Origin of the sequence: Streptomyces sp. NPDC021093 (assembly GCF_044333135.1) — a bacterium.
Lineage (GTDB): Bacteria > Actinomycetota > Actinomycetes > Streptomycetales > Streptomycetaceae > Streptomyces.
The window spans coordinates 57,044-79,325 of the sequence record NZ_JBIRQJ010000018.1; the positions used below are offsets into that span (position 1 = coordinate 57,044).

Consider the following 22,282-nt stretch of genomic DNA (forward strand, 5'->3'; position numbering starts at 1 on the left):
GCCCGCCGCAGGCGCGGCCACCCATCCGCACCCCGCTACCCCGCCAGCACCCCGCTACCCCGCCAGCACCCCCGACTCCGCCTCCACCCTCGGCTGAGCAAGCCGAGCAGACACCGGTGCAGCCGGCGCAGCGACCCTGTGCGCCGGGTCCCGTACCTCTCCCACCAGCATCTCCAGTACGTCCTCCAGCGCGACGAGCCCCAGCACACGGCCCGTCGCGTCCGCCACCTGCGCGAGGTGCGTGGCCGCACGGCGCATGACCGACAGGGCGTCGTCCAGCGGGAGTTCGGCGCGCAGCGTCGTCATCGGGCGCCACACCTGCTGGGGCACCGCCCGCTCGGCCTCGTCCAGGTCGAGGACGTCCTTGACGTGGACGTACCCCATGAAGGCGCCGGTGGGTCCGTTCGCGCAGACCGGGAAGCGGGAGTAGCCCGTGCGGACCGTCAGCTCCTCGATCTGGCGCGGGGTGACCGACGGGTCGACCGTCACCAGGGTCGCCCTGCGCAGCAGGACGTCCGTGATCGGGCGGCTGCCCAGTTCCAGGGCGTCTTCGAGGCGCTCCTGCTCGCCGGGTTCCAGCAGACCGGCCTGGCCCGAGTCCTCGACCAGGCGGTTGAGCTGTTCGCTGGTGAAGACGGACTCGACCTCCTCCCTGGGTTCCACCCGGAACAGCTTCAGGACCATGCGGGCGCACCAGCCGAGCGCCGCCGTGACCGGCCGGCACAGCCGGGCGAAGCCGACCAGACCGGGGCTGAACCACAGCGCGGTCTTCTCGGGGGCCGCCATCGCCAGGTTCTTCGGCACCATCTCGCCGATGACGAGGTGGAGGGAGACGACGACCGCGAGGGCGATCGCGTACCCGAGGGGGTGGATCAGCCCGGCGGGCACGTGGGCCGCGTGGAAGAGCGGCTCCAGGAGGTGCGCGACGGTGGGTTCGGCGACCGCGCCCAGCGTCAACGAGCAGACGGTGATGCCGAACTGGGCCGCCGCCATCATCTGCGGCAGGTGTTCAAGCCCGTACATCACCTGCTTGGCCCGCGCGGAGCCGCTCGCCGCGAGAGGTTCGATCTGGCTGCGGCGTACGGAGACGAGCGCGAACTCGGCGCCGACGAAGAAGCCGTTCGCCAGGACCAGGAGCAGCGCGAGGAGGAGTTGGACTGCGCTCATCGTGCGGCCTCCGTGAGCTGCTTGGCACGCGGCGGTGCGGCGACGGTACGCACCAGGCGCACGCGCTCGGCCCGGTAGCGGTCCACCTGTCGTACGGAGAGCTTCCAGCCGGGCAGTTCGGCCCGGTCGCCGGGGGCCGGGATGCGGCCGAGCAGGTCGGCCACCAGGCCCGCCACCGTCTCGTACGGGCCGTCGGGGACGTCGAGCCCTATCCGGCGCAACGTGAGCACCCGGCAGCTGCCGTCGGCCTCCCAGGACGGGCTGCCGTCGTCGGCGGGGGCGACGGCGGCCAGCTCGGGCCGGTCGGCGCCCTCGGCGTCGTGCTCGTCGCGGACCTCGCCGACGAGTTCCTCGACGATGTCCTCCAGGGTGACGACGCCCGCGGTGCCGCCGTACTCGTCGACGACGACCGCTATCGGCTGCTCGCTGCGCAGCCGTTCCAGGAGTTGCTGCACGGGCAGCGTCTCCGGTACGAGCAGCGGTGGTACGACGATCCGGCCGACGGGGACGCGCATGCGCTCGTGCGCGGCGACGGCGAGCGCATCTTTGAGGTGCACCATGCCGACGATCTCGTCGATGCGCTCCCGGTAGACGGGGAAGCGCGAGAGCCCGGTGGCCCGGGTGAGGTTGAGGACGTCGGCGGCGGTCGCGGACGACTGGAGGGAGCTGACCTTCACGCGCGGCGTCATCACGTGCTGCGCGGTGAGGTGCCCGAGGGACAGGGTCCGTACGAACAGGTCGGCGGTGTCCTGCTCCAGTGTTCCGGCCCGCGCCGAGTGCCGGGCCAGGGAGACGAGTTCGCCGGGCGTGCGGGCCGAGGCGAGCTCGTCCGTCGGTTCGACGCCCAGGGCCCGTACGAGGCGGTTGGCGACCGTGTTGAGGAGGGAGATCACCGGCCGGAACACGGTCGAGAAGCGGTACTGCGGGCCGGCCACGAAGCGGGCGACCTGGAGCGGTTTGGCGACCGCCCAGTTCTTGGGCACGAGTTCGCCGATCACCATCTGCACGGCGGAGGCCAGCAGCATGCCGATGACGACGCTGATGCCGGAGACGGCGCCCGCCGGTATCCCGGTGGCGGTCAGCGGCCCGTCGAGGAGCGCGGCGAGCGCGGGCTCGGCGAGCATGCCGACGACCAGGGAGGTGAGGGTGATGCCGAGTTGGGTGCCGGAGAGCTGGAAGGACAGCTCGCGCAGGGACTTCACGACCGTACGGGCTCGTTTGTCGCCCGCTGCGGCGGCGCGTTCGGCTTCGGGCCGCTCCACCGTGACGAGGCCGAACTCGGCCGCCACGAAGAAGCCGTTGGCGAGGATCAGGAGGAACGCTGCGGCGAGCAGCAGTAGCGGGATGGTCATGCCGCCGCCTCAAGAGGCGAGGGGGCGGCGCAGGTACTACCGGACGATCCGTCCATTGCTGGAGGGAGTCACTCCTTGGGTCGAAGGTGCGACCCCGCGGGCCACGAGGGCCGTACTGAGCGGGGTGGGGCGCGCCTGGCGCCCCACCCCACAGAGTAGACAAGACTGCCGGTGCGACGGCAGGGGCTCAGCCGGTGAGTGTCCGTACGCCCCGGGCCGGGAACCGGGGCCGGGCCACGACCGGGTTCCCGTCCTCGACTGGGTTACCCGTCCTCGACCGGGCTCCGGGCCCGGACGGCGGATGCGGCTCCGGTCAGTCGCTGTGCGTGGTGCTCCGCGCCTCGACGAGGGCGCGCAGGGTGCGGGCGTCGCGGATGGCCTGCTCCTTGGCGATGCCGGGCTGGATGCCGAGGGCGGGCAGGCTGGTGCCGTCACTGAGATCCAGGAACACCCAGGCGTCGCCGGGGCGCAGGTTGACCTTCAGGATCTCGGCCCATTCCAGGCGCCGCTTCGTCGTGAGGTTCACCACGGTGACCCCGGATTCCTCGGCGACGACCTTGGGGCGGCTGAGCAGCAGCAGGACGGCGAAGAGGAGCGCGCCGGTGAAGATGAAGCTCACCCGCTCGCCCGGGCTGAGCATCTCCAGCATCAGACCGACCGCCGAGACGACGACGAACAGCGCCACCCCCACGGTCAGCAGGACCGCCCGGGTGCGGTTCGGCCGGAAGGTGACCGGGAGGGCGGGGAGTTCGGGCTGCGACACGGCGGACGGCATCCTTCTGCGTACGTACGAGGAAAGGCGGGGCGGGCGGAAGGCGGGGCGGGCGGAGGTGTCAGAGCCGGCAGGCGTGGATGGCCGTGGTGAGGATGGCGCGCGCGCCCAGCTCGTACAGGTCGTCCATGATCCGCTGGGCCTCCTTGGCGGCGACCATGGAGCGGACCGCGACCCAGCCCTCGTGGTGCAGCGGGGAGATCGTCGGGGACTCCAGGCCGGGGGTGAGGGCGACGGCCTGCTCCAGGTGCTCGACCCGGCAGTCGTAGTCCATCATCACGTACGACCTGGCCACCAGGACGCCCTGGAGGCGGCGCAGGAACTGCTGGATCTTGGGGTCGTCCGTCTCCGCGCCAGTACGGCGGATGACGACGGCCTCGGAGGTCATGATCGGCTCGCCGAAGACCTCCAGGCCCGCGTTGCGCAGCGAGGTGCCGGTCTCCACGACGTCCGCGATGACCTGGGCGACGCCCAGCTCGATGGCGGTCTCGACGGCGCCGTCCAGGTGGACCACGGACGCGTCGATGCCGCGCTCGGCGAGGAACTTCGCGACGATGCCCTCGTACGAGGTGGCGATCGTCTTGCCCACCAGGTCCTCCACGGAGGTGGCGGTGCCCGGCTTGGCGGCGAAGCGGAAGGTGGAGCGGGCGAAGCCGAGCGGGAGGATCGGCTCGGCGCCGGCCCCGGAGTCGATCAGGAGGTCCTCGCCGGTGATGCCGATGTCGAGGCGGCCGGCCGAGACGTAGATCGCGATGTCCTTGGGCCGGAGGTAGAAGAACTCGACCTCGTTCTCCGGGTCGACCAGGACGAGCTCCTTGGACTCCTTGCGCTGCTGGTAGCCGGCCTCATGGAGCATCGCCGACGCAGGTCCGGAGAGGGAGCCCTTGTTCGGGATGGCGATGCGCAGCATGAGGTCAGCTTCCTTTGGTGCGAAGGGAGTTGCGGAGCGGGGTGAAGGCGTGCTCAGAGGTGGGCGTAGACGTCGTCGAGCGAGATCCCGCGGGCGACCATCATCACCTGGACGTGGTACAGCAGCTGCGAGATCTCCTCGGCGGCGGCTTCCTTGCCCTCGTACTCGGCGGCCATCCAGACTTCGGCGGCCTCCTCGACGACCTTCTTGCCGATGGCATGCACGCCCTTCTCCACCAGCTCGGCGGTACGGGAGGTGCTGGGGTCGCCGTTGGCGGCCTTGAGCTGGAGCTCGGTGAAGAGCTCTTCGAAGCTCTTGGGAGGTTTGTTCGCCATGATGGTCCTTAGAGTACGGGGTCCCCCTGCGGCGCTCAGCGCCAGGGTTCGGCGACCGTGCGCAGTGTGGTGGCGGTGGCGACGGCCGCGGTGACGGCCTCGTGCCCCTTGTCCTCGACGGAGCCGACGAGCCCTGCGCGGTCGAGGGCCTGCTCCTCGGTGTCGCAGGTCAGCACGCCGAAGCCGATGGGGACGCCGGTGTCGACGGAGACCTTGGTGAGGCCCTGTGTGACGCCCTGGCACACGTACTCGAAGTGGGGGGTGCCGCCACGGATGACGACTCCGAGGGCGACGATGGCGTCGTAGCCGCGGCCCGCGAGGACCTTGGCGACGACGGGGAGTTCGAAGCTGCCGGGGACCCGGAGCAGGGTGGGCTCGTCGATGCCCAGCTCGTGCAGGGCGCGCAGGGCGCCGTCGACGAGTCCGTCCATGATCTTTTCGTGCCACTGGGCCGCGATCACCGCCACCCGCAGGTCGCTGCAGTTCTTCACGCTCAGTTCGGGTGCGCCCTTGCCGCTCACGCTGGTTCTCTCCTCTTTGCTGTGGTTACTGGTTGCCGCAGGTGGGGGCGGCGGCGCCGTCCAGCCAGGGCAGGTCGTGGCCCATCCGGTCCCGCTTGGTGCGCAGGTACCGCAGATTGTGCTCACTGGCTTGTACGGGCATGACCTCGCGTCCGCTGACGGTGAGTCCGTGTCGTACCAGCGCGGTGATTTTGTCCGGGTTGTTCGTCATCAAACGCACACTGCGCACACCGAGGTCGGTGAGCATCTCCGCACCGGCCCCGTAGTCGCGGGCGTCGGCGGGCAGGCCCAGTTCGAGGTTGGCGTCGAGGGTGTCGACGCCGCGCTCCTGGAGTTCGTACGCGCGCAGCTTGGACAGCAGGCCGATGCCGCGGCCCTCGTGGCCGCGCAGGTAGACCACGACGCCGCGGCCGGCCTCGGTGACGCGGCGCATGGAGGCGTCGAGCTGGGGGCCGCAGTCGCAGCGCAGCGAGTGGAAGATGTCCCCGGTGAGGCACTCGGAGTGCAGCCGGACCAGGACGTCCTCGCCGTCGCCGATCTCGCCGTGGACCAGGGCGACGTGCTCGACGCCGTCGCCGGCGCGGTAGCCGTACGCGGTGAAGTCGCCGAGGGAGGTGGGGAGGTGGACCTCCGCCTCGCGCCGGACGGCGGCCGCGGGGGGCCGCACCGCCTCGGGGGCCTCGGTGGCGCGGCGGTACGCGATCAGGTCCTCGATGGAGATGATCGTCAGGCCGTGCTTGCGGGCGAAGGGGACCAGCTCGGGCAGCCGCAGCATCACGCCGTTCTCGTCGGCGATCTCCACGATGGCGCCGGCCGGGCGCAGTCCCGCGAGACGGGCCAGGTCGACGGCGGCCTCGGTGTGGCCGTCGCGGGCCAGGACGCCGCCGGGGCGGGCGCGCAGCGGGAAGATGTGGCCCGGGCGTACGAAGTCATCGGGGGTGCTGTCGCCCGAGGCCAGCAGCCGCAGGGTCGCGGCACGGTCGGAGGCGGAGATTCCGGTGGTGACCCCGTGCGCGCCGGACGCGTCGACGGAGACGGTGAAGGCCGTCCGCATGGACTCGGTGTTGTGCTCGACCATCTGCGGCAGCGCCAGGCGTTCCAGCTCCGGGCCCTCCATGGGGGCGCAGATCAGGCCGCGGCACTCGCTCATCATGAACGCGACGATCTCGGGAGTGATCAGCTCGGCGGCGACGATCAGGTCGCCCTCGTTCTCCCGGTCCTCGTCGTCGACGACGACGATCGGGCGACCGGCCGCGATGTCGCGGATCGCCTGCTCGACGGGGTCGAGTGCCAGGTCTCCCTGGAGGTCGTCGATCACCGGTGCCTCCCGGGTGTCGTACGGGGCGGGTGTCAGGGCGGTGGTCATGCCGTGGCTCCTTCGAGGGCGGGCGCGGTGGCGGCAGCGGCGCGGGAGCGCAGCCACCAGTCCCGCATCCCCCACATGACGACGACGAAGTAGATGACGTAGACGAGACCGGAGAAGGCGAGTCCGCTGGAGAAGGCGAGCGGGACGCCGACGAGGTCGACGAGCAGCCAGGCGAACCAGAACTCGACCAGGCCGCGGGCCTGCGCCACCATCGCGGCGAGGGTGCCGACGAAGATGTACGCGTCGGCCCACGGGCTCCAGGACAGCGACGGGAAGAGCGTGAAGAGGCCGCCGACGGCGAGGGTGCCGACGGCCGCGCCGCCGAGCAGCAGACCCCGCTCGCGCCAGGTGGCGAAGCGGACGGCGATCGTCCCGTCCTGCGCCTGCTGCTTGCCGCGCTGCCACTGCCGCCAGCCCCACACGGCGACGCCGATGACCAGCAGCTGCTTGCCGACTCCGCCGCCGAGGTGCACGGAGGCGTACGCGGCGACCAGGATGAGGCCGGACAGGAGCTGGGCGGGCCAGCTCCATATGGAGCGCCGCCAGCCGAGCGCGAGGGCCAGCAGGCCCATGCTGTTGCCGATCATGTCGGACCACAGGATGTGCTGGCCGAAGGCGGTGAAGGCTTCGGAGTTGAGCCAGTCGAGGGCGCTCACTGCACGGTCTCCTTCGAGCTGTCGCCGGAGGTGTCGCTCTCCCGCGCGCCGAGCAGTCGCTCGACGTACTTGGCGAGTACGTCCACTTCGAGGTTGACCGGGTCCCCCGCCTGCTTGATGCCGAGCGTGGTCAGCGCGAGCGTGGTGGGGATGAGGCTGAGGGTGAAGTAGTCGTCGCCCGCTTCGACCACGGTGAGGCTGACGCCGTCGACAGTGATGGAGCCCTTCTCGACGACGTACCGCGAGAGCCCGGCCGGGAGCGCGACCTTGACGATCTCCCAGTGCTCGGACGGCTCGCGGTCGACGATCGTGCCGGTGCCGTCGACGTGGCCCTGGACGAGGTGGCCGCCGAGACGCCCGCCGAGCGCCATGGGGCGCTCCAGGTTGACGCGCGAGCCGACGGCGAGGGCGCCGAGGCTGGAGCGGTCGAGGGTCTCGGCCATCACGTCGGCGGTGAACTCGCCGTCGGCGGTGTCCACGACGGTCAGGCAGACGCCGTTGACGGCGATCGAGTCGCCGTGCTTGGCACCCTCGGTGACGAGGGGGCCGCGCAGGCGGAAGCGGGAGGAGTCGCCGAGGTTCTCGACGGCGGTGATCTCACCCAGTTCTTCGACGATTCCGGTGAACACGGTCAGGCTCCCTTGGGGGTGGCGGTGATGCGGAGGTCGGGGCCGATGCGGACCATCTCGGTCACATCCAGGCGCAACGCGTCCGCGATCGTGGTGATTCCGGCGTCGGCGAGGGCGGCGGGGCCCGCGCCGAGGAGTACGGGGGCGAGGTAGCCGACGACCTTGTCGACAGCTCCGGCCGCGACGAACGCGCCCGCGAGGGTGGGCCCGCCTTCGAGCAGCACGGAGCGGACTCCGCGTGCGTACAACGCGGTGAGCAGGGCGGACACATCGAGCCCCGAGCCGGTGCGGGGCAGTCGCAGGACGTCGGGAAGGTCGGTCTTCGCGTCCTCGGCGACCGCGATCAGCGTCGGCGCCGCGTCGTCCAGGACCCGGGCCCCCGGCTTGATCGTGGCGTGGGTGTCGAGGACGACGCGCAGCGGCTGCACCGCGCCCTCGATGCCCCGCACGGCGAGATGCGGGTCGTCCGCGCGCAGCGTTCCCGAGCCGACCACGACCGCGTCGGCCTCGGCGCGCAGCCGGTGCACGTCGGCGCGGGACTCGGCCGAGGAGATCCAGCGGCTGGTGCCGTCGGCCGCGGCGATGCGGCCGTCGAGAGTGGCCGCGTACTTCCACAGGACGTACGGACGGTGCAGTCGTACGGAGGTGAGCCAGGCGGCGTTCCCGGCCGCCGCCGCCTCTTTGAGGAGGCCGTGCTCGACCTGGACGCCGGCCGCGCGCAGGGTGTCCGCTCCCCCGGTGGCCTGCGGGCTCGGGTCGGCGACGGCGTAGACGACGCGGGCGATTCCGGCGTCGATCAGGGCCTGTGCACAGGGGCCGGTGCGGCCGGTGTGGTTGCAGGGCTCCAGGGTGACGTACGCGGTGCCGCCCCTGGCCCGCTCCCCGGCGTCCCGCAGGGCGTGGACCTCGGCGTGCGGGCCGCCCGCCCGCTGGTGGTGGCCCTCGCCCGCGGGGGCGCCGGAGGCGTCGGTGATGACACATCCGACGACCGGATTGGGGCTGGTGGCGCCGAGTGCGCGTGCTGCGAGCTCCACGGCTCGGCGCATCGCGGTCTGATCGGCTGCGGCGGTTGCCACCGGGTCCTCCTGCCTCTTCGGGCACGGACTCCGGGGCCTGTCGATGACGACAGATGAAGCGGGCGAATCACGGGTACGTCAACGGCGACGCCGGGCCGGGAAAGAGGGGCCTCCCCGGGTAGGGGGCGCCCGCCGACGGCGGCGTACCGAAAAAGACCTGTGAGGGCCCGCCGCGCACTGCCTCCCATCCGGACTTTCACCGTCGGTCCAGGAATTACACCTGGTCAACCGGTCACTGGAGGTGACCGGGTCGCGGACTATAACCGCCGGTTCGGAATTACACCGACCCCGGAGTGCGCTGCTGCTGGTACACGGTCAGTGTGCCACGACTGATCGGCGGCATGCCCTGACGGAGTTGTGGGGTGACTCACAGACAAGGGCGAGCCGGGTCGCGCTCAGGGACACAGGGTGCACCGGGAGACATGTGGGGCGAGTCACATCCAATGGTCCAGACCTATTGACGTGCTGGTCTAGTCCTCTTAACGTCTGCGTCACTCCCAGGAGACAGCCCGCCAGGTGTGCGCACGCCCCGGGCACGCAACACGGACCCATCCCCGTACCGTCGTGTGACGCTGAGCCTCCACAGGAGGACCTGACGTGCTGTCCCCCACCAGATCCACCCGATCCCGCGCCCTCGGCGCCCGGGCTTCCCTGCTCGCCGCGGGCACCGCGGCCACCGCTCTCGCCGCACTCCTCGCCGGCACGCTCTCCGCCAACGCCGCCCCTGCCGCGGCCCCCGCCCCCGCCGCCGTGAACAACGAGTCCTGTCGACCTGACGGGCTCTACAGGACACCGGGCGTCGACGTCCCCTACTGCTCGGTCTACGACACCGAGGGCCGCGAGAAGATGGGCGCCGACCACCAGCGCCGGGTCATCGGCTACTTCACCGGCTGGCGCACCGGCAAGGACGGCCTGCCCTCCTACCTGGCGTCCGACATCCCCTGGGACAAGGTCACCCACCTCAACTACGCGTTCGGGCACATCGACGGGGCCAACAAGCTGTCCGTCGGCGCGGACGGCGAGAAGAACGCCGCCACCGGGATGACCTGGCCCGGTGTCGCGGGCGCCGAAATGGACCCCGCACTCCCCTACAAGGGCCATTTCAACCTGCTGAACAAGTTCAAGAAGAAGCACCCGAACGTCAAGACCCTCGTGTCGGTGGGCGGCTGGGCCGAGACCGGCGGCTACTTCGGCGAGGACGGCAAGCGCGTCGGCTCCGGCGGCTTCTACACGATGGCCACCAACGCCGACGGCTCGGTGAACCAGGCCGGCATCAACACCTTCGCCGACTCGGCCGTCTCCTTCATCAAGAAGTACGGCTTCAACGGCGTCGACATCGACTACGAGTACCCGACGACGATGAAGGACGCGGGCCACCCGGCCGACTTCGGGATCTCCAACGCCCGGCGCGGCGGCCTGGTCAAGGGCTATGCGGCGCTGATGAAGAGCCTGCGCGAGAAGCTCGACGCGGCGGGCGCCGCCGACGGCAAGCACTACCTGCTGACCGTCGCGGCCCCCTCGTCCGGCTACCTGCTGCGCGGCATGGAGACCTTCCAGGTCCAGAAGTACCTGGACTACGTCAACATCATGTCCTACGACCTGCACGGCGCCTGGAACGAGCACGTCGGCCCGAACGCCTCGCTCTTCGACAACGGCAAGGACGGCGAACTGGCCGCCGCCAACGTCTACGGCAGCGCGCAGTACGGCGGAATCGGCTATCTGAACACCGACTGGGCCTACCACTACTTCCGCGGCTCGATGCCCTCGGGACGCATCAACGTGGGTCTGCCGTACTACACACGCGGCCACAAGAACGTGCAGGGCGGCACCGACGGCCTGTGGGGCAAGGCCGCGGCCACCAGCTGCCCGGCCGGGTCAGGACTGACGAAGTGCGGTGACGGCGCCGTCGGCATCGACAACCTCTGGCACGACAAGGACGACAACGGCAAGGAGTCCCCGGCGGGCTCCAACCCGATGTGGCACGCGAAGAACCTGGAGAAGGGGATCGTCGGCGACTACGTCACGAAGTACGGCTTCCCCGCCGACACCAAACTGACCGGCGCCTACGTCCGCAAGTACGACTCCTCGCTGGTCGCGCCGTGGCTCTGGAACGCCGACAAGAAGGTCTTCCTGTCGACGGAGGACGAGCAGTCGATCGGCGCCAAGGCCGACTACGTGGTGGACCGGGGCATCGGCGGCACGATGATCTGGGAGCTGGCGGGCGACTACGGCTGGAACGCGGCCAAGGGCCAGTACGAGACCGGTTCCACGCTGACCTCGCTGATGTACGACAAGTTCAAGGCGGCCAAGCCGTACGGCGCCTCCGTCTCGAACAAGGCGCTGCCGAAGAAGGCCGTGAACATCGGCGTGGAGTTCGGGGACTTCAAGCTCGGCGACTCCAACTACCCGATCACGCCGAAGCTGAAGATCACCAACAACACGAAGACGTCCCTTCCGGGCGGCACGGAGTTCCAGTTCGACTACTCGACGGCGGCCCCTGCCAACGCCTCCGACCAGTCGGGCTTCGGCACCGGGGTGATCAGCAGCGACCACACCGGCAGCAACGTCGGGGGCCTGAAGGGCGACTTCCACCGGGCCTCGCTGAAGCTTCCCGCGTGGCAGGCGCTGGCACCGGGCGCTTCGGTCGAGCTGTCGTTCAACTACTACCTGCCGGTCTCCACGCCGTGGAACTGGACGGTGAACATCGGCGGCACGTCGTACGCCCTCGCCGGGGACCTGGCGCGCGGCACCGAGACCGTCGAGCCGGGGACGGGCACGGGTCCCGGTCCCGACCCGACGCCGACGCCCACGCCGACCCCGGGTGCGTGCGCCGCGCCCGCGTACGTCGCGGACAAGGCGTACGGCAGTGGAGTGACCGTTTCGCACAAGGGGCACCAGTGGAAGGCCAAGTGGTGGACGCAGGGCGCCGAGCCCGGCACCACCGGTGAATGGGGTGTCTGGCAGGACCTCGGTACCTGCTGAACCCACTGACGTCCCCCGCCCGCCTCTTCGCCCCGGCTGTCAGCCCGCCGGGGCGAAGAGTTCTTCCTGGGCCGCTTCCCTGGCGATGAGCAGCGCGCCGTCCCGCACCGCGCCGCCGCCGAGCGCCCCGGCCCGCACCTCGGTGCGCAGCGGGGAGAGCTGAGCCAGTCGTGCCTCGACCCGGTCGGCCAGGACCTTGCCGCCGGCCAGACCCATCTCGCCGCCGAGCACCACGCAGCCCGGGTCGAGGACCGCCACGACGGAGGCCGCCCCCAGCGCCAGGCGCTCCGCGAGGGCGTCGAGGAAGGGTTCCGCCCGCTCGCCCGCCTCCAGTGCGCCGGCGATGACCGCGGCCCCGTCCACAGCTCCGGGCAGACCGTGCGCCTGCGCGAGCGCGCGGACCGCCGCCTCCCCCACGAGGGAGTGGAAACCCCCCTCGCAACCGGTCGCCGAGGGCAGCCCCGCCGTCCCGGGAACCGGCAGGAACCCGATCTCGCCCGCACCGCCCGACGCCCCTCTGCGCACCTTGCCGTCCAGTACGACGGCGGCCCCCACGCCCTTGCCCAGCCACAGGAAGACGAAGGTGTCGTGCGCGCGGGCGGCGCCGAGCCGCTGTTCGGCGACGGCCGCGAGGTTGGTCTCGTTCTCCACGAGGACGGCGGCGGGCAACCGTCCCTGCAGTACGGCGATGAGTCTGCGGTGCCAGGCCGGCAGACCCGAGGAGTCGCGCAGCTCCCCGGTCGCCGGGTCGATGAGGCCGGGGGCGCCGATGCCGACGGTGTGCAGGGCGGCGACCCCTGCCCCGCGGGCGGTGCGTTCCAGCAGGGCGACGGCCGCTTCCACCGCCTGCTCGGTGGGTACGTCCTCCCCCATCGTCAGGGTCGCCTCGGCGAGGGTCCGGCCGAGGAGGTCGGCGACGCCGACGGCGACGCTGTCGGTCCGTACGTCCAGGGCGGCCAGGTACGCGCGTTCGGCGACGATCCCGTACACCCGTGCGTTGGGCCCGCGGCGCTCGGCGCCGGCCTCGCCGACGACGGCGATCAGGCCCTCGCCCTGGAGGCGTTCGACGAGGTCGGCGACGGAGGGACGGGAGAGTCCGGTGAGGGCCTTGAGCTGTCCTGCGGTCAACGGGCCCTCCTCCTGGAGCAGGTGCAGGGCACGCCGGTCGTTGATGGCGCGGGCGGTGCTCGGGGAGGCGGGCATGGGCCAGATCCTTCCAGATCTATTTATCAGGCAGGCTTCCTGATAGTTTACGGCGCGATACGGAGACCGAGGGGCCCGAGCAGCGGAACCAAGGGGCGATCGGCAGAACCAGGGGCGTGAGAGGGAGACATGGAATTCGGTACGGAACGGTTGAAGCGGGCGAGGTACGCCATCGCAGCCGTCTTCTGTGTCCACGGGGCGGTGACCGGCAGCTTCGCCACCCGCATCCCGTGGATCCAGGACCACACCTCGATCAGTGCGGGCCAGCTCGGTCTGGCGCTCGCCTTCCCGGCGATCGGCGCGTCCCTGACCATGCCGCTCGCCGGAGCGATCAGCCACCGGTTCGGCGCCCGCAACGCGCTGCGCGGTCTCCTCGCCATGTGGACGCTGGCGCTGATCCTGCCCGCACTGGCGCCGAACATCTGGACGCTGTGCGCGGCACTCGCCCTGTACGGCGCGAGCGCGGGCATGTCGGACGTGGCGATGAACGCGCTGGGCGTCGAGGTCGAGAACCGGCTCGGGAAGTCGATCATGTCCGGGCTGCACGGCATGTGGAGCGTGGGCGCGCTGATCGGTTCGGCCGGCGGCACGCTCGCCGCGCACCTGGGCAGCGACGCACGGCTGCACCACCTGCTCGCCGCGCTGGTGCTGACCGCCGCAGGGCTGGCCGCCTGCCAGGGCGTACTCGATCTGCAGAGCGCACCGGAGGCGGAGGCTCCGCCGCGTTTCACGCTGCCGCCGAAGTCGGCGGTGGTGATCGGTGCGGTCGGCTTCTGTGCCGTCTTCGCGGAGGGTTCGGGGCTGGACTGGTCGGCGGTCTACCTGCGGGACGTACTGAACACGGACCCGGGGCTCGCGGCGGCGTCCACGACGGCGTTCGCCCTGACCATGGCGGTGGCGCGGCTCGCGGGCGACAAGGTGGTGGACCGGTTCGGACCGGTCAGGACCGTGCGCGTCGGCGGGGTGCTGGCGACCGTCGGCGGGCTGCTGGTGGCGCTGGCTCCGGGCGTGCCGGTGGCGATGACCGGGTTCGCGCTGATGGGTCTGGGGATCGCCGTCGTCGTACCGCTGGCCTTCGCGGCGGCCGGACGCAGCGGGCCGAACCCGAGCCAGGCCATCGCGGGCGTCGCCACGATCACCTACACCTCGGGGCTGCTCGCGCCGTCGGCGATCGGGGCGGTCGCGGACGTGACGTCGCTGGTGGTGTCGTTCGGGCTGGTGACACTGCTGGCGTTCGGGCTCGTGGTGGGGGCCCAGGTGCTGCGCGGGGCGGGCCGGGAGGCCGCGCCGAAGGAGTCGGCGGCGGCGTCGGGTACGCAGTCGGGCGGGAAGTGAGCAGTCCTTTTCAGCCATAGCATTTGCTTCGATCAATTCGATCGATTCGGATCACTTGCAGAGCTGAACGGGAGCACCCATGGGCCTCGGCGTCCGCTGGACCTTGCACGGCGACGGGCGCACCCCCGCGCCAGGAGCCGTCGTCCGACCCGACGAGCGGCTGTCGTGGCCGCGGACGGCGGGGCTGGGTGCGCAGCATGTGGTCGCGATGTTCGGGGCGAGCTTCGTCGCCCCGGTGCTGATGGGCCTGGACCCGAACCTCGCCATCATGATGTCGGGTGTCGCGACGGTCATCTTCCTGCTCGCGACCAAGGGCAAGGTGCCCTCCTACCTGGGCTGTTCGCTGTCCTTCGTGGGCGTGGCCGCCGCGATCCGGGCGACCGGCGGCGACAGTGCCACGGTCACCGGCGCGGTGTTCGTGGTGGGCGGCGCGCTGTTCCTGGCGGGGCTCGCCGTGCAGCGGTTCGGGGCACGGATCATCCACGCGGCGATGCCGCCGGTGGTGACCGGTGCGGTCGTCATGCTGATCGGCTTCAACCTGGCGCCGGTCACCGCCTCGACGTACTGGCCGCAGGACCAGTGGACGGCGCTGCTCGTGATGCTGTTCACCGGATTGGCCGTGGTGGCGCTGCGCGGTTTCCTCTCGCGCATCGCGATCTTCCTCGGGCTGATCTTCGGGTACGGGATCTCGTGGCTCTTCGACCAGGTCTTCGGGAAGATCAACTCGCCGGTGGGCGGGGGCGCGGCCGTCGACCACTGGCGGCTGGACCTGTCGGGTGTCGCCAAGGCCGACTGGATCGGGCTGCCGTCGTTCCACGCGCCGAGCTTCGAGTGGTCGGCGATCCTGGTCGCCCTGCCGGTCGTGATCGCGCTCATCGCCGAGAACGCCGGGCACGTGAAGGCCGTCGGTGAGATGACCGGCGACAACCTGGACGACAAGCTGGGTACCGCGATCGCGGCGGACGGCGCGGCCTCGATGCTGTCCACGGCGGTGGGCGGGCCGCCGAACACGACGTACTCCGAGAACATCGGCGTGATGGCCGCCACCCGCATCTACTCGACGGCGGCCTACTGGGCGGCGGCCTTCTTCGCCCTGCTGTTCGGCCTCTGCCCGAAGTTCGGGGCGGTCGTGGCGGCGATTCCGGGTGGGGTGCTGGGCGGAATCACGGTGATTCTGTACGGCATGATCGGGCTGCTCGGCGCCCAGATCTGGATCAACGCGAAGGTCGATCTGCGCAATCCGCTGAACCTGGTGCCTGCGGCGGCGGGGATCATCATCGGGGTGGGCGGGGTCAGCCTGAAGTTCACCGACAGCTTCGAACTGAGCGGGATCGCCCTGGGCACGATCGTGGTGATCACCGGGTACCACGTGCTGCGGGCACTGGCGCCGGCCCACATGCGGGAGGGGGCCCCGTTGCTGGACGAGGGGACGTCGTCCTACGACTCGGAGTCGGCGGGGGGCGAGCCGAAGAGCTGATCCTGCGGGGGCTGGTGGGCGTCGTGCGGGTGCGTCGTGGCTGGTCGCGCCCGCGCGGCGGAGCCGCAGATCCAGTACGGCCCCGCGCCCCTAACTGCCTGCCCCCCCCCACGACCGCCCGCCCCGCCCCGTACCCCCTACCCGTTCGCCAGTTCCACCGCGTAGTCCGGTGTGAAGCTGCCCGCCGAGCCCTTGCAGCCGTCCGATTCGCCCGGGAGCTTGACCCAGAGGTAGGCGTCGATCCGGGACTCTCCCGTGCGCGTCGTCGGCGGGCGGCCCAGCGCGCGGCCCGACGGGTCGCACCACTGGCCCGCCGCCGGTGCGCCGTTGCCGTTGCGGCTGGTGTCGATGACCGCGCCGAGGGACGACGGGCCGCCGATGGCGGAGAGGACCTGGCGGGCGTACGGGACCTCGTCGGCCGTGCGGTGGAAGTTCGACACATTGGTGAAGATGCCGTCGCTGCTGGTCGCCGCGTTGGCCTGGCGGAGGTAGCCCGCCATCTTCGAGGGCGCGTGCCAGCCGGAGTGCCCCGCGTCGAAGTAGACGCGGGCGTTCGGATTGGCCGCGTGGATGGCTTTGCCCGCCCGGGAGAGCGCGGCGAAGCGGTTGGCCCGCTGGCCGTCGTCGAGGCAGTCGGTCTGGGCGATCGAGTCGGGTTCGAGGATGACGATCGCGTCGCCCTTGCCGAGCCCGGACGCGAAGCTGCGTATCCACGAGTCGTACGAGTCGAAGTCCGGCGCGCCGCCCTGGGAGGCGCCGCCGCAGTCCCGCTCCGGGATCGCGTACGGGACGACGACCGGCACCCGGCCCGCCGCCGCGGCTCCCGACGTCACCGCCCTGACCTTGCCCGCGATGGTGCTCGGGTTGTACTCGGCGAACCAGACGGCGGCCGGCTGTGCGGCGATCTTCGACTGGATGAGCGACTGCCGCGGGTCCCCGCGGTTGGCCCGTACCCAGTCCAGGACCTGCGACTCCGGGTGCAGGTAGAGGCTGCCGGAGACCGGTGCGCTCTGGTGCTGGGGCGGCTGCTGCTTCTTCTTCGGCGGCGCCGGCTTCTTGGCCACCGGCTTCTTCGTCGCCGTGGCGGTGGGCGACGGCGAGGCGGTGGTCGGGGACGGGCTGGGTACCGCGGGGAGCGGTGGCAGCACCGGCGCCCTCGTCACTTCGGGGGCCGCCGTGGTGCGCTCTCCCTCGCCCGAGGTCGCGGACACGACTCCGCTGACCGTACCGACGGCGACCACCGCCGAGGCGAGGACGGCCATGGCACCGCGGAGGGAGGAAGCGTTCACACGCTTGTCACCCCTGCCGGGTTTCCGGCCCGCTCGCGCCGCCCGTCGGGAGCCCGTGCCGGCACCGACCAACTGGTCCGTGCCGTCGATGCCGCCCGTGGTCGCGGCACTGTCGCCCGTGGTCGCGGCGCTCTCGGCGCTCGCCGCGCCCGTGGCGCGGCCCGCCCTGCTGTTCCCGCGCCGGCTCTCGGCGCGGCCCTTCCGGCGTTGGCCTGGTATGCCTGACACCGTGGCACTCCCCCCTTTCCCCCCGGTACCGGGGGCTCGTCATTCCCTCGTTCTGGGGAAGCCCCGGCCCGGCTGCGTCGTGCGAAGCCTATGACTGGGACGCTGCCCCCATGGCACAGATCGAGCACTTCGCAGTTCAGAGGGACCGTACACGGCTCTCCGCGCAGCTCACTCCACGGTCGGCCGTGGACGGCGTCGCGCACCGGATGCGTACGGTGCACTCCGGATGGCACCCGGCCGACGGGGTCGCGGTCTTCAACCGCGTCTATCTGACGGTGACCGAGGAGATCGGCCGGCAGATCGGCGGCGGCCGATTCCCCGACCCCCGTGCCGCGGCCACGCTGGACGTACTGTTCGCGGAACGTTATCTGGCCGCCGTGGAATCCGCCGCCGCGGGCCGCCGCACCCCTGCCTGCTGGCGCCCGCTGTTCCAGTACCGGCGCCATCCTGGCGTACGTCCACTGCAGTTCGCGCTCGCGGGGATCAACGCGCACATCGGGCACGACCTGCCCCTGGCCGTGGTCGACACGTGTGCGGCACTGGGGTGCGCGCCCGGCGACGTGGAGGCGGAGTTCGACCGGGTCGGGGACACCCTGATCGCGCTGGAGGAGCGGATCAGGGAGGAGCTGATGCCTGGCCCCGACCTGCTGGAGATCGCCGACCCGCTGACGCACCTGGTGGGGACGTGGAGCCTGGAGCGGGCCAGGGAGGCGGCGTGGTCGGCGGCCCGGGTGCTCTGGGGACTGCGTGAACTCCCCGAACTGGCAGGGGAGTTCACCCAGCGGATGGACGCGGGGGTGGGACTGGTGGGGCGCTTCCTGCTCACCCCGCTGCGCTGACGGGTCACCCGCCGCGCCGACGGGTCACCCGCTGCGCCAACGAAGCCGATCAGTCCTCCGGGAGCTCCACCGGCGCGATGCCGTCGTACACGTCGCCCGGCCCCGGGTTGGTGGTGTCCGTGCTGCCGCCGAAGTGGTGCATGACGCCCCAGACCGCGTTCAGCGCGGTCTGGATCGCACCCTCCGCCCAGCCGGCCGTCCACGAGATGTCGTCGCCCGCGAGGAAGATGCCGCGCTTGTCCTCGGGGAGGCGGTCCTGCATGAAGTGGGTGAACAGGCGGCGCTGGTAGCGGTAGTGGCCGGGCAGGTTCGCCTTGAAGGCGCCCATGAAGTACGGCTCGTTCTCCCAGGACACGGTCACCGGGTTGCCGATGATGTGCTTCCGGATGTCGACCTTCGGGTAGATCTCGCCGAGCGACTTGAGCATGACCTCCATCCGCTCCTGCGCGGACAGCGGCAGCCACTTGAGGCTGTCGTCGCACCAGGTGTACGAGAGGCAGATCGTGGCGGGCTTGTCCGGGCCGTCGTCCAGGAGGTACGTGCCGCGCGTCATGCGGTCCGTCAGCGTCATGGACATCACGTCCCGGCCGGTCTCCTCGTCCTTGTCCAGCCAGAACGGCCGGTCCACCGGCACGAAGAGCTTGCTGGACTCCATGTAGTGGGTGCGCTCCATCGCCGTCCAGTGGTCGATGGGGAAGAGCGAGTCGTCGCACGCGATCTTCGACAGGAGCAGCCAGGACTGGGCGGTGAAGATCGCCGCCGGGAACGTACGGATGTCGCCGGACGAGTCCGTGACGGTGATCCGGTTTCCGGCCGTGCGGTTCAGCCGGGTCACGGCGGGCTTCGGGTCGCCCTCGTGCAGCGACTTCAGCGAGGTGCCGAGCGGCCAGTGCACGAGCTTCTGCGGCTCGCGCTCCCACAGCCGCAGCGGGAGCTGCTGGCTGCCGCCGACGATGCCGCGGTGGTGGTCGTCGGCCTCGGTGTAGACGACCCGGAGGATCTCCAGGATCGAGTTCGGGAAGTCGGTGTCCCAGCCGCCCGTGCCGAAGCCGACCTGGCCGAAGATCTCGCGGTGCCGGAAGGACTTGAAGGACTCCGACTCGCAGAGGAAGCCGTAGAAGGTCTGGTTGTCGAGCTTCTCGACGAGCTTCGCCCAGATCTCACGGATGCGCGGTACGTCGCGCTCGCGCATCGCCTGGTTCATGTCGGAGAAGTCGGCGCCCTCTTCGAGGCAGGCGTTCCAGGCGGCGGCGACGTCGCGGTAGACCTGCGGGAGGTCGTCGACGGTCTCCGCGTAGTGCGACTCGCCCTTGAGGTCGACGACCGTGGAGGGGGTCTCGGGCGCGAGCGGGTTGGGGAAGGGGCGCGTTTCCAGGCCCACCAGGTCGATGTAGTGCTGGAGCGCGGTCGAGGACGGCGGGAAGCGCATGGCGCCCATCTCCGCGGTCAGGCCCTCGGTGCTGGGGCCTTCGAAGCCGACGGTGCGCAGCCGGCCGCCGATCTGGTCGGCCTCGTAGACGACGGGCTTGAGGCCCATCTTCATGAGTTCGTACGCGGCGACGACGCCGGACAGTCCGCCGCCGATGACGGCGACCTCGGTGCCGTGCGCGGCCGCGGGTATCTGGCCGAGCCCCGCCGGGTGGGCGAGGAAGTCGTCGTACGCGTACGGGAAGTCCGGACCGAACATGGTGATCGGCGGCTGAGCGTCGGTGTGCTGGACGGCGGTGGGCACCGTGGACGTCATGGGGTACGGACTCCTTGCGGGACGGAACGGGGAAGAAGGGGCGGGACGACGGGGCCGGTCAGGCCAGCGAGCCGTACAGCCCCGGGCGGCGGTCGCGCAGATACGGGTTGGTCTCCCTGGAGGCGCTCAGCAGGGCGGGGTCCACCTCGCCGACGAGGAGTTCCTCGCCCTGTCCGCCGCGGACCCGGGTGGCTCCGTCGGGGCTCGCGAGGCAGCTCAGCCCGACGAACTCGAAGGCGTCCGCGCCCTCGCCCTCGGGGCCGGTCCGGTTGACGTACGCGATGTACATCTGGCTCTCGAAGGCGCGCACCGGGACGAGGGACTCGGCGACGAACTGGAAGGGGTGCATCTGCGCGGTCGGCACCAGCAGCAGATCGGTCCCGGCCAGGGCGTGCGCGCGGACGTTCTCCGGGAACTCCACGTCGTAGCAGATCATCAGGCCGACCCGCAGGCCACCCAACTCGGCCTGGACGACGGGCTGTTGGCCGGGGACGAAGGCCTCCTGCTCGAAGCCGCCGAAGAGGTGGGTCTTGCGGTAGTTGGCCAGCCGGGCGCCCGCGGCGTCGATGAGCTGGACGGAGTTGAAGACCTGTGCGCCGTCGCGCTCCGGGTAGCCGTAGACGATGCCGAGGCCGTGCCGGGCGGCGATGTCGGCGACCGCGTCGGCTCCGTCCCCGTCGGCGCTCTCGGCGAGCCGGTGGACGCCCTCGCCGATGGCGTAGCCGGTCAGGAACATCTCCGACGTGACCAGCAGTGCGGCCCCTGCGGCCGCGGCCCGGCCCGCCGCCTCGTCGAGGACCGTGAGGTTCGCGGCCACGGAGCCGGGGCGCCCGGAGCTCTGGAGCAGGGCGATGCGCAGCGGCTGCGCGGGCGGGGACGACGGCATGGCGGACCTCGGGCGGGTGGGGAAGGTGGGGTGGGAGACGTATTGACGGTACGGTCCGGCGTTCGTCCGGGACAAGGCACGAGCGTTGCGGACCGACCGTTGATCCATTGCGCGGACAGGGGGTGCGGCGGCGATTCGTTGCGTACGGGGCGAGGGGTGTGCGGACGGCGCTCCCGCGCTCACAGCGGGGCACGTCCCGTCGGGCGCACGGTGGAGGGCCTCTCCGCCGGGCGGCGGAGACGGGAGGGTGCTCCGGGACGATGTGGGGCGCAGGGGTCCGCGGAAGAGTGGTGGTCGTCGGGAGAACCGCTCCTGACCTCGCAGGACTCCCACGGAGGGCTTCGCCATGACGACCACGACCCGGACCGTCTCTTCCCGTGTCGCCACCACCCGCAGGACCCGCCTCGTGGCCGTCGCCGCGGCCCTGCTGGTCACGGCCGGGGCGGCGGGCAGCGCGGCCGCTTCCGGGGCGGAGGCGGGCGCCGCGGGCACCGCGCGGACCGGTCCTGCGACGACCGCGGCGGCGCACCCCGGCACACCGCGCGAGGCCGCCGCCCTCACCGGGAAGGCCAACCTGGACCGGCCGGGGCACGAGATCACCTTCAGCTTCGACGCGCACCTGGCACCCGACGTCAGACCCGAGGAGGCGAAGGGCACCTTCACCATCAGCCACCGCTTCCCCGGGGCCGAGAAGGCCCAGTGGGCGAACGTCGCGGTGGACTGCCTGGTGACGGGCGGCAAGGTCGCGATCGTCAGCGGCACCGTGGAGAAGAGCAACATCGAGGGGCAGCGCGGCAAGCGGGTCGGCATCACCGTCGACGACCGCCCCGAGGGCGACCGGCTGGGCTACAGCTGGCTGCTGGACGGCACGATCAAGGAGCAGCCGCGCGGGCTGCGCAAGTGCCTGGGCTCGGTGCCGTTCGAGAAGGTGGACACGAAGACGGGCGATTTCGCGGTACTGCCGCTGGAATTGCCGTAACGCCTGCTCCCGTCGGGGGATCGGGAGCAGGAACGGGGGGTACGGGACGGAGCCCTCGGGCTCCGTCCCTACGCCGGCGACCCCGAAGAGAACCGCCGCAGCAGCGGCGAGAGCACCAGCACCGACTTCGTGCGCTCCACGAACGGCTCCCCCGCGATCCGCTCAAGGACCCGCTCGAAGTGCCTCATGTCGGAGGCGAAGACCTGGACGATCGCGTCCGCCTCACCGGTGACGGTGGAGGCGGACGCGATCTCCGGGTAGCGCTCAAGGCCCCGGTTGATCGCCTCGGGCGAGGTGTTCCGGCGGCAGTAGATCTCGATGAATCCCTCGGTCTCCCAGCCCAGCGCCGCCGGGTCCACCCGTACGGTGAACCCGGTGATGGCGCCTTCCGCGCGCAGCCGGTCGACCCGGCGCTTCACCGCCGGGGCGGACAGGCCCACCAGGGAGCCGATGTCGGCATAGGAGCGGCGGGCGTCCGCTGCCAGGGCATGGACGATTCGCTCGTCGAGATCGTTCAGTCGCACTGCGGGTCGTTC

Annotated in this window: 20 protein-coding genes and 1 riboswitch; of the genes, 5 read left to right on the top strand and 15 right to left on the bottom strand. The window is 71.3% G+C overall.

Annotation, left to right across the window (positions count from 1 at the left end; translation table 11 throughout):
- Nucleotides 1-54: 54 nt before the first annotated feature.
- From ACH4SP_RS39845 to ribD, 10 genes are all read right to left on the bottom strand, one after another.
- Entirely contained in the window at nucleotides 55-1,167 is a 1,113-nt protein-coding gene (locus ACH4SP_RS39845) for a hemolysin family protein (protein ID WP_398422938.1), read from the bottom strand.
- On the bottom strand, nucleotides 1,164-2,519 hold the full coding sequence (locus tag ACH4SP_RS39850; RefSeq protein WP_398422940.1) for a hemolysin family protein: 1,356 nt from the start codon (nucleotides 2,517-2,519) through the stop codon (nucleotides 1,164-1,166). The genes ACH4SP_RS39845 and ACH4SP_RS39850 overlap by 4 nt, the downstream gene beginning before the upstream one ends.
- 313 nt (nucleotides 2,520-2,832) lie before the next feature.
- A complete protein-coding gene (locus ACH4SP_RS39855) occupies nucleotides 2,833-3,282 on the bottom strand; it encodes a PH domain-containing protein (RefSeq protein WP_398422942.1) in 450 nt (149 codons plus the stop codon).
- A gap of 70 nt (nucleotides 3,283-3,352) precedes the next feature.
- Nucleotides 3,353-4,201, bottom strand: a complete 849-nt coding sequence (gene hisG / locus ACH4SP_RS39860; RefSeq protein ID WP_398422944.1) for an ATP phosphoribosyltransferase — start codon at nucleotides 4,199-4,201, stop codon at nucleotides 3,353-3,355.
- 53 nt (nucleotides 4,202-4,254) lie between these two features.
- Nucleotides 4,255-4,536 carry a phosphoribosyl-ATP diphosphatase gene (locus tag ACH4SP_RS39865; protein ID WP_355267536.1) on the bottom strand — a complete coding sequence of 94 codons (282 nt, stop codon included), beginning with the start codon at nucleotides 4,534-4,536 and terminating at the stop codon, nucleotides 4,255-4,257.
- A 35-nt stretch (nucleotides 4,537-4,571) separates the two neighbouring features.
- Complete coding sequence (ribH, locus tag ACH4SP_RS39870; RefSeq protein ID WP_398422946.1) at nucleotides 4,572-5,057, bottom strand: 6,7-dimethyl-8-ribityllumazine synthase; 486 nt, start codon at nucleotides 5,055-5,057, stop codon at nucleotides 4,572-4,574.
- 25 nt (nucleotides 5,058-5,082) lie between these two features.
- Nucleotides 5,083-6,423 carry a bifunctional 3,4-dihydroxy-2-butanone-4-phosphate synthase/GTP cyclohydrolase II gene (locus tag ACH4SP_RS39875; RefSeq protein WP_398422948.1) on the bottom strand — a complete coding sequence of 447 codons (1,341 nt, stop codon included), beginning with the start codon at nucleotides 6,421-6,423 and terminating at the stop codon, nucleotides 5,083-5,085.
- Nucleotides 6,420-7,079 (bottom strand): nicotinamide riboside transporter PnuC, encoded by a 660-nt coding sequence (locus tag ACH4SP_RS39880; protein WP_398422950.1) that lies wholly within the window; start codon nucleotides 7,077-7,079, stop codon nucleotides 6,420-6,422. Before ACH4SP_RS39880 ends, ACH4SP_RS39875 begins: the two co-directional genes overlap by 4 nt.
- Nucleotides 7,076-7,708 carry a riboflavin synthase gene (locus ACH4SP_RS39885; protein WP_398422952.1) on the bottom strand — a complete coding sequence of 211 codons (633 nt, stop codon included), beginning with the start codon at nucleotides 7,706-7,708 and terminating at the stop codon, nucleotides 7,076-7,078. Before ACH4SP_RS39885 ends, ACH4SP_RS39880 begins: the two co-directional genes overlap by 4 nt.
- Before the next feature lie 2 nt (nucleotides 7,709-7,710).
- Nucleotides 7,711-8,754, bottom strand: a complete 1,044-nt coding sequence (ribD, locus tag ACH4SP_RS39890; RefSeq protein WP_398423146.1) for a bifunctional diaminohydroxyphosphoribosylaminopyrimidine deaminase/5-amino-6-(5-phosphoribosylamino)uracil reductase RibD — start codon at nucleotides 8,752-8,754, stop codon at nucleotides 7,711-7,713.
- A gap of 200 nt (nucleotides 8,755-8,954) precedes the next feature.
- A riboswitch (FMN riboswitch) is annotated at nucleotides 8,955-9,085 on the bottom strand.
- 296 nt (nucleotides 9,086-9,381) lie between these two features.
- On the opposite strand from ribD, the gene ACH4SP_RS39895 reads away from it, so the two are divergent.
- Nucleotides 9,382-11,766 (top strand): chitinase C-terminal domain-containing protein, encoded by a 2,385-nt coding sequence (locus ACH4SP_RS39895; protein WP_398422954.1) that lies wholly within the window; start codon nucleotides 9,382-9,384, stop codon nucleotides 11,764-11,766.
- 39 nt (nucleotides 11,767-11,805) lie between these two features.
- On the opposite strand, the gene ACH4SP_RS39900 is transcribed toward ACH4SP_RS39895, so the two are convergent.
- Nucleotides 11,806-12,969 (bottom strand): ROK family transcriptional regulator, encoded by a 1,164-nt coding sequence (locus tag ACH4SP_RS39900; RefSeq protein WP_398422956.1) that lies wholly within the window; start codon nucleotides 12,967-12,969, stop codon nucleotides 11,806-11,808.
- A 129-nt stretch (nucleotides 12,970-13,098) separates the two neighbouring features.
- Here ACH4SP_RS39900 and ACH4SP_RS39905 point away from each other — a divergent pair, with 129 nt between their 5' ends.
- Together ACH4SP_RS39905 and ACH4SP_RS39910 are read left to right on the top strand one after the other, a co-directional pair.
- On the top strand, nucleotides 13,099-14,304 hold the full coding sequence (locus ACH4SP_RS39905; protein WP_398422958.1) for an MFS transporter: 1,206 nt from the start codon (nucleotides 13,099-13,101) through the stop codon (nucleotides 14,302-14,304).
- A 79-nt stretch (nucleotides 14,305-14,383) separates the two neighbouring features.
- The gene (locus ACH4SP_RS39910) at nucleotides 14,384-15,781 is read left to right on the top strand and encodes a uracil-xanthine permease family protein (RefSeq protein ID WP_398422960.1); all 1,398 of its coding nucleotides are present in this window, start codon (nucleotides 14,384-14,386) and stop codon (nucleotides 15,779-15,781) included.
- Nucleotides 15,782-15,918: 137 nt separating this feature from the next.
- On the opposite strand, the gene ACH4SP_RS39915 is transcribed toward ACH4SP_RS39910, so the two are convergent.
- Nucleotides 15,919-17,043, bottom strand: a complete 1,125-nt coding sequence (locus tag ACH4SP_RS39915; RefSeq protein WP_398423148.1) for a glycoside hydrolase family 6 protein — start codon at nucleotides 17,041-17,043, stop codon at nucleotides 15,919-15,921.
- A 365-nt stretch (nucleotides 17,044-17,408) separates the two neighbouring features.
- Here ACH4SP_RS39915 and ACH4SP_RS39920 point away from each other — a divergent pair, with 365 nt between their 5' ends.
- Nucleotides 17,409-18,137, top strand: a complete 729-nt coding sequence (locus ACH4SP_RS39920; RefSeq protein ID WP_398422962.1) for a DUF5995 family protein — start codon at nucleotides 17,409-17,411, stop codon at nucleotides 18,135-18,137.
- A 49-nt stretch (nucleotides 18,138-18,186) separates the two neighbouring features.
- On the opposite strand, the gene ACH4SP_RS39925 is transcribed toward ACH4SP_RS39920, so the two are convergent.
- Both ACH4SP_RS39925 and ACH4SP_RS39930 read right to left on the bottom strand, forming a co-directional pair.
- Nucleotides 18,187-19,881, bottom strand: coding sequence for a flavin monoamine oxidase family protein (locus ACH4SP_RS39925; RefSeq protein ID WP_398422964.1), 1,695 nt, complete (start codon nucleotides 19,879-19,881; stop codon nucleotides 18,187-18,189).
- A 58-nt stretch (nucleotides 19,882-19,939) separates the two neighbouring features.
- Nucleotides 19,940-20,767 (bottom strand): carbon-nitrogen hydrolase family protein, encoded by an 828-nt coding sequence (locus tag ACH4SP_RS39930; RefSeq protein ID WP_398423150.1) that lies wholly within the window; start codon nucleotides 20,765-20,767, stop codon nucleotides 19,940-19,942.
- Nucleotides 20,768-21,113: 346 nt separating this feature from the next.
- Between ACH4SP_RS39930 and ACH4SP_RS39935 the strand changes: the two genes are divergently transcribed.
- Nucleotides 21,114-21,746, top strand: coding sequence for a Repetin (locus ACH4SP_RS39935; protein WP_398422965.1), 633 nt, complete (start codon nucleotides 21,114-21,116; stop codon nucleotides 21,744-21,746).
- Nucleotides 21,747-21,814: 68 nt separating this feature from the next.
- On the opposite strand, the gene ACH4SP_RS39940 is transcribed toward ACH4SP_RS39935, so the two are convergent.
- Nucleotides 21,815-22,270 (bottom strand): Lrp/AsnC family transcriptional regulator, encoded by a 456-nt coding sequence (locus ACH4SP_RS39940; RefSeq protein ID WP_398422966.1) that lies wholly within the window; start codon nucleotides 22,268-22,270, stop codon nucleotides 21,815-21,817.
- Nucleotides 22,271-22,282 lie beyond the last annotated feature (12 nt).

Coding starts and splice junctions, on each gene's coding strand:
- ACH4SP_RS39845 (WP_398422938.1), bottom strand. CDS start 1,167: ATGAGCGCAGTCCAACTCCTCCTCGCGCTGCTCCTGGTCCTGGCGAAC.
- ACH4SP_RS39905 (WP_398422958.1), top strand. CDS start 13,099: ATGGAATTCGGTACGGAACGGTTGAAGCGGGCGAGGTACGCCATCGCA.
- ACH4SP_RS39930 (WP_398423150.1), bottom strand. CDS start 20,767: ATGCCGTCGTCCCCGCCCGCGCAGCCGCTGCGCATCGCCCTGCTCCAG.
- ACH4SP_RS39875 (WP_398422948.1), bottom strand. CDS start 6,423: ATGACCACCGCCCTGACACCCGCCCCGTACGACACCCGGGAGGCACCG.
- ACH4SP_RS39850 (WP_398422940.1), bottom strand. CDS start 2,519: ATGACCATCCCGCTACTGCTGCTCGCCGCAGCGTTCCTCCTGATCCTC.
- ribD (WP_398423146.1), bottom strand. CDS start 8,754: ATGCGCCGAGCCGTGGAGCTCGCAGCACGCGCACTCGGCGCCACCAGC.
- ACH4SP_RS39865 (WP_355267536.1), bottom strand. CDS start 4,536: ATGGCGAACAAACCTCCCAAGAGCTTCGAAGAGCTCTTCACCGAGCTC.
- hisG (WP_398422944.1), bottom strand. CDS start 4,201: ATGCTGCGCATCGCCATCCCGAACAAGGGCTCCCTCTCCGGACCTGCG.
- ACH4SP_RS39910 (WP_398422960.1), top strand. CDS start 14,384: ATGGGCCTCGGCGTCCGCTGGACCTTGCACGGCGACGGGCGCACCCCC.
- ACH4SP_RS39920 (WP_398422962.1), top strand. CDS start 17,409: ATGGCACAGATCGAGCACTTCGCAGTTCAGAGGGACCGTACACGGCTC.
- ACH4SP_RS39915 (WP_398423148.1), bottom strand. CDS start 17,043: ATGGCCGTCCTCGCCTCGGCGGTGGTCGCCGTCGGTACGGTCAGCGGA.
- ACH4SP_RS39935 (WP_398422965.1), top strand. CDS start 21,114: ATGACGACCACGACCCGGACCGTCTCTTCCCGTGTCGCCACCACCCGC.
- ACH4SP_RS39925 (WP_398422964.1), bottom strand. CDS start 19,881: ATGACGTCCACGGTGCCCACCGCCGTCCAGCACACCGACGCTCAGCCG.
- ACH4SP_RS39900 (WP_398422956.1), bottom strand. CDS start 12,969: ATGCCCGCCTCCCCGAGCACCGCCCGCGCCATCAACGACCGGCGTGCC.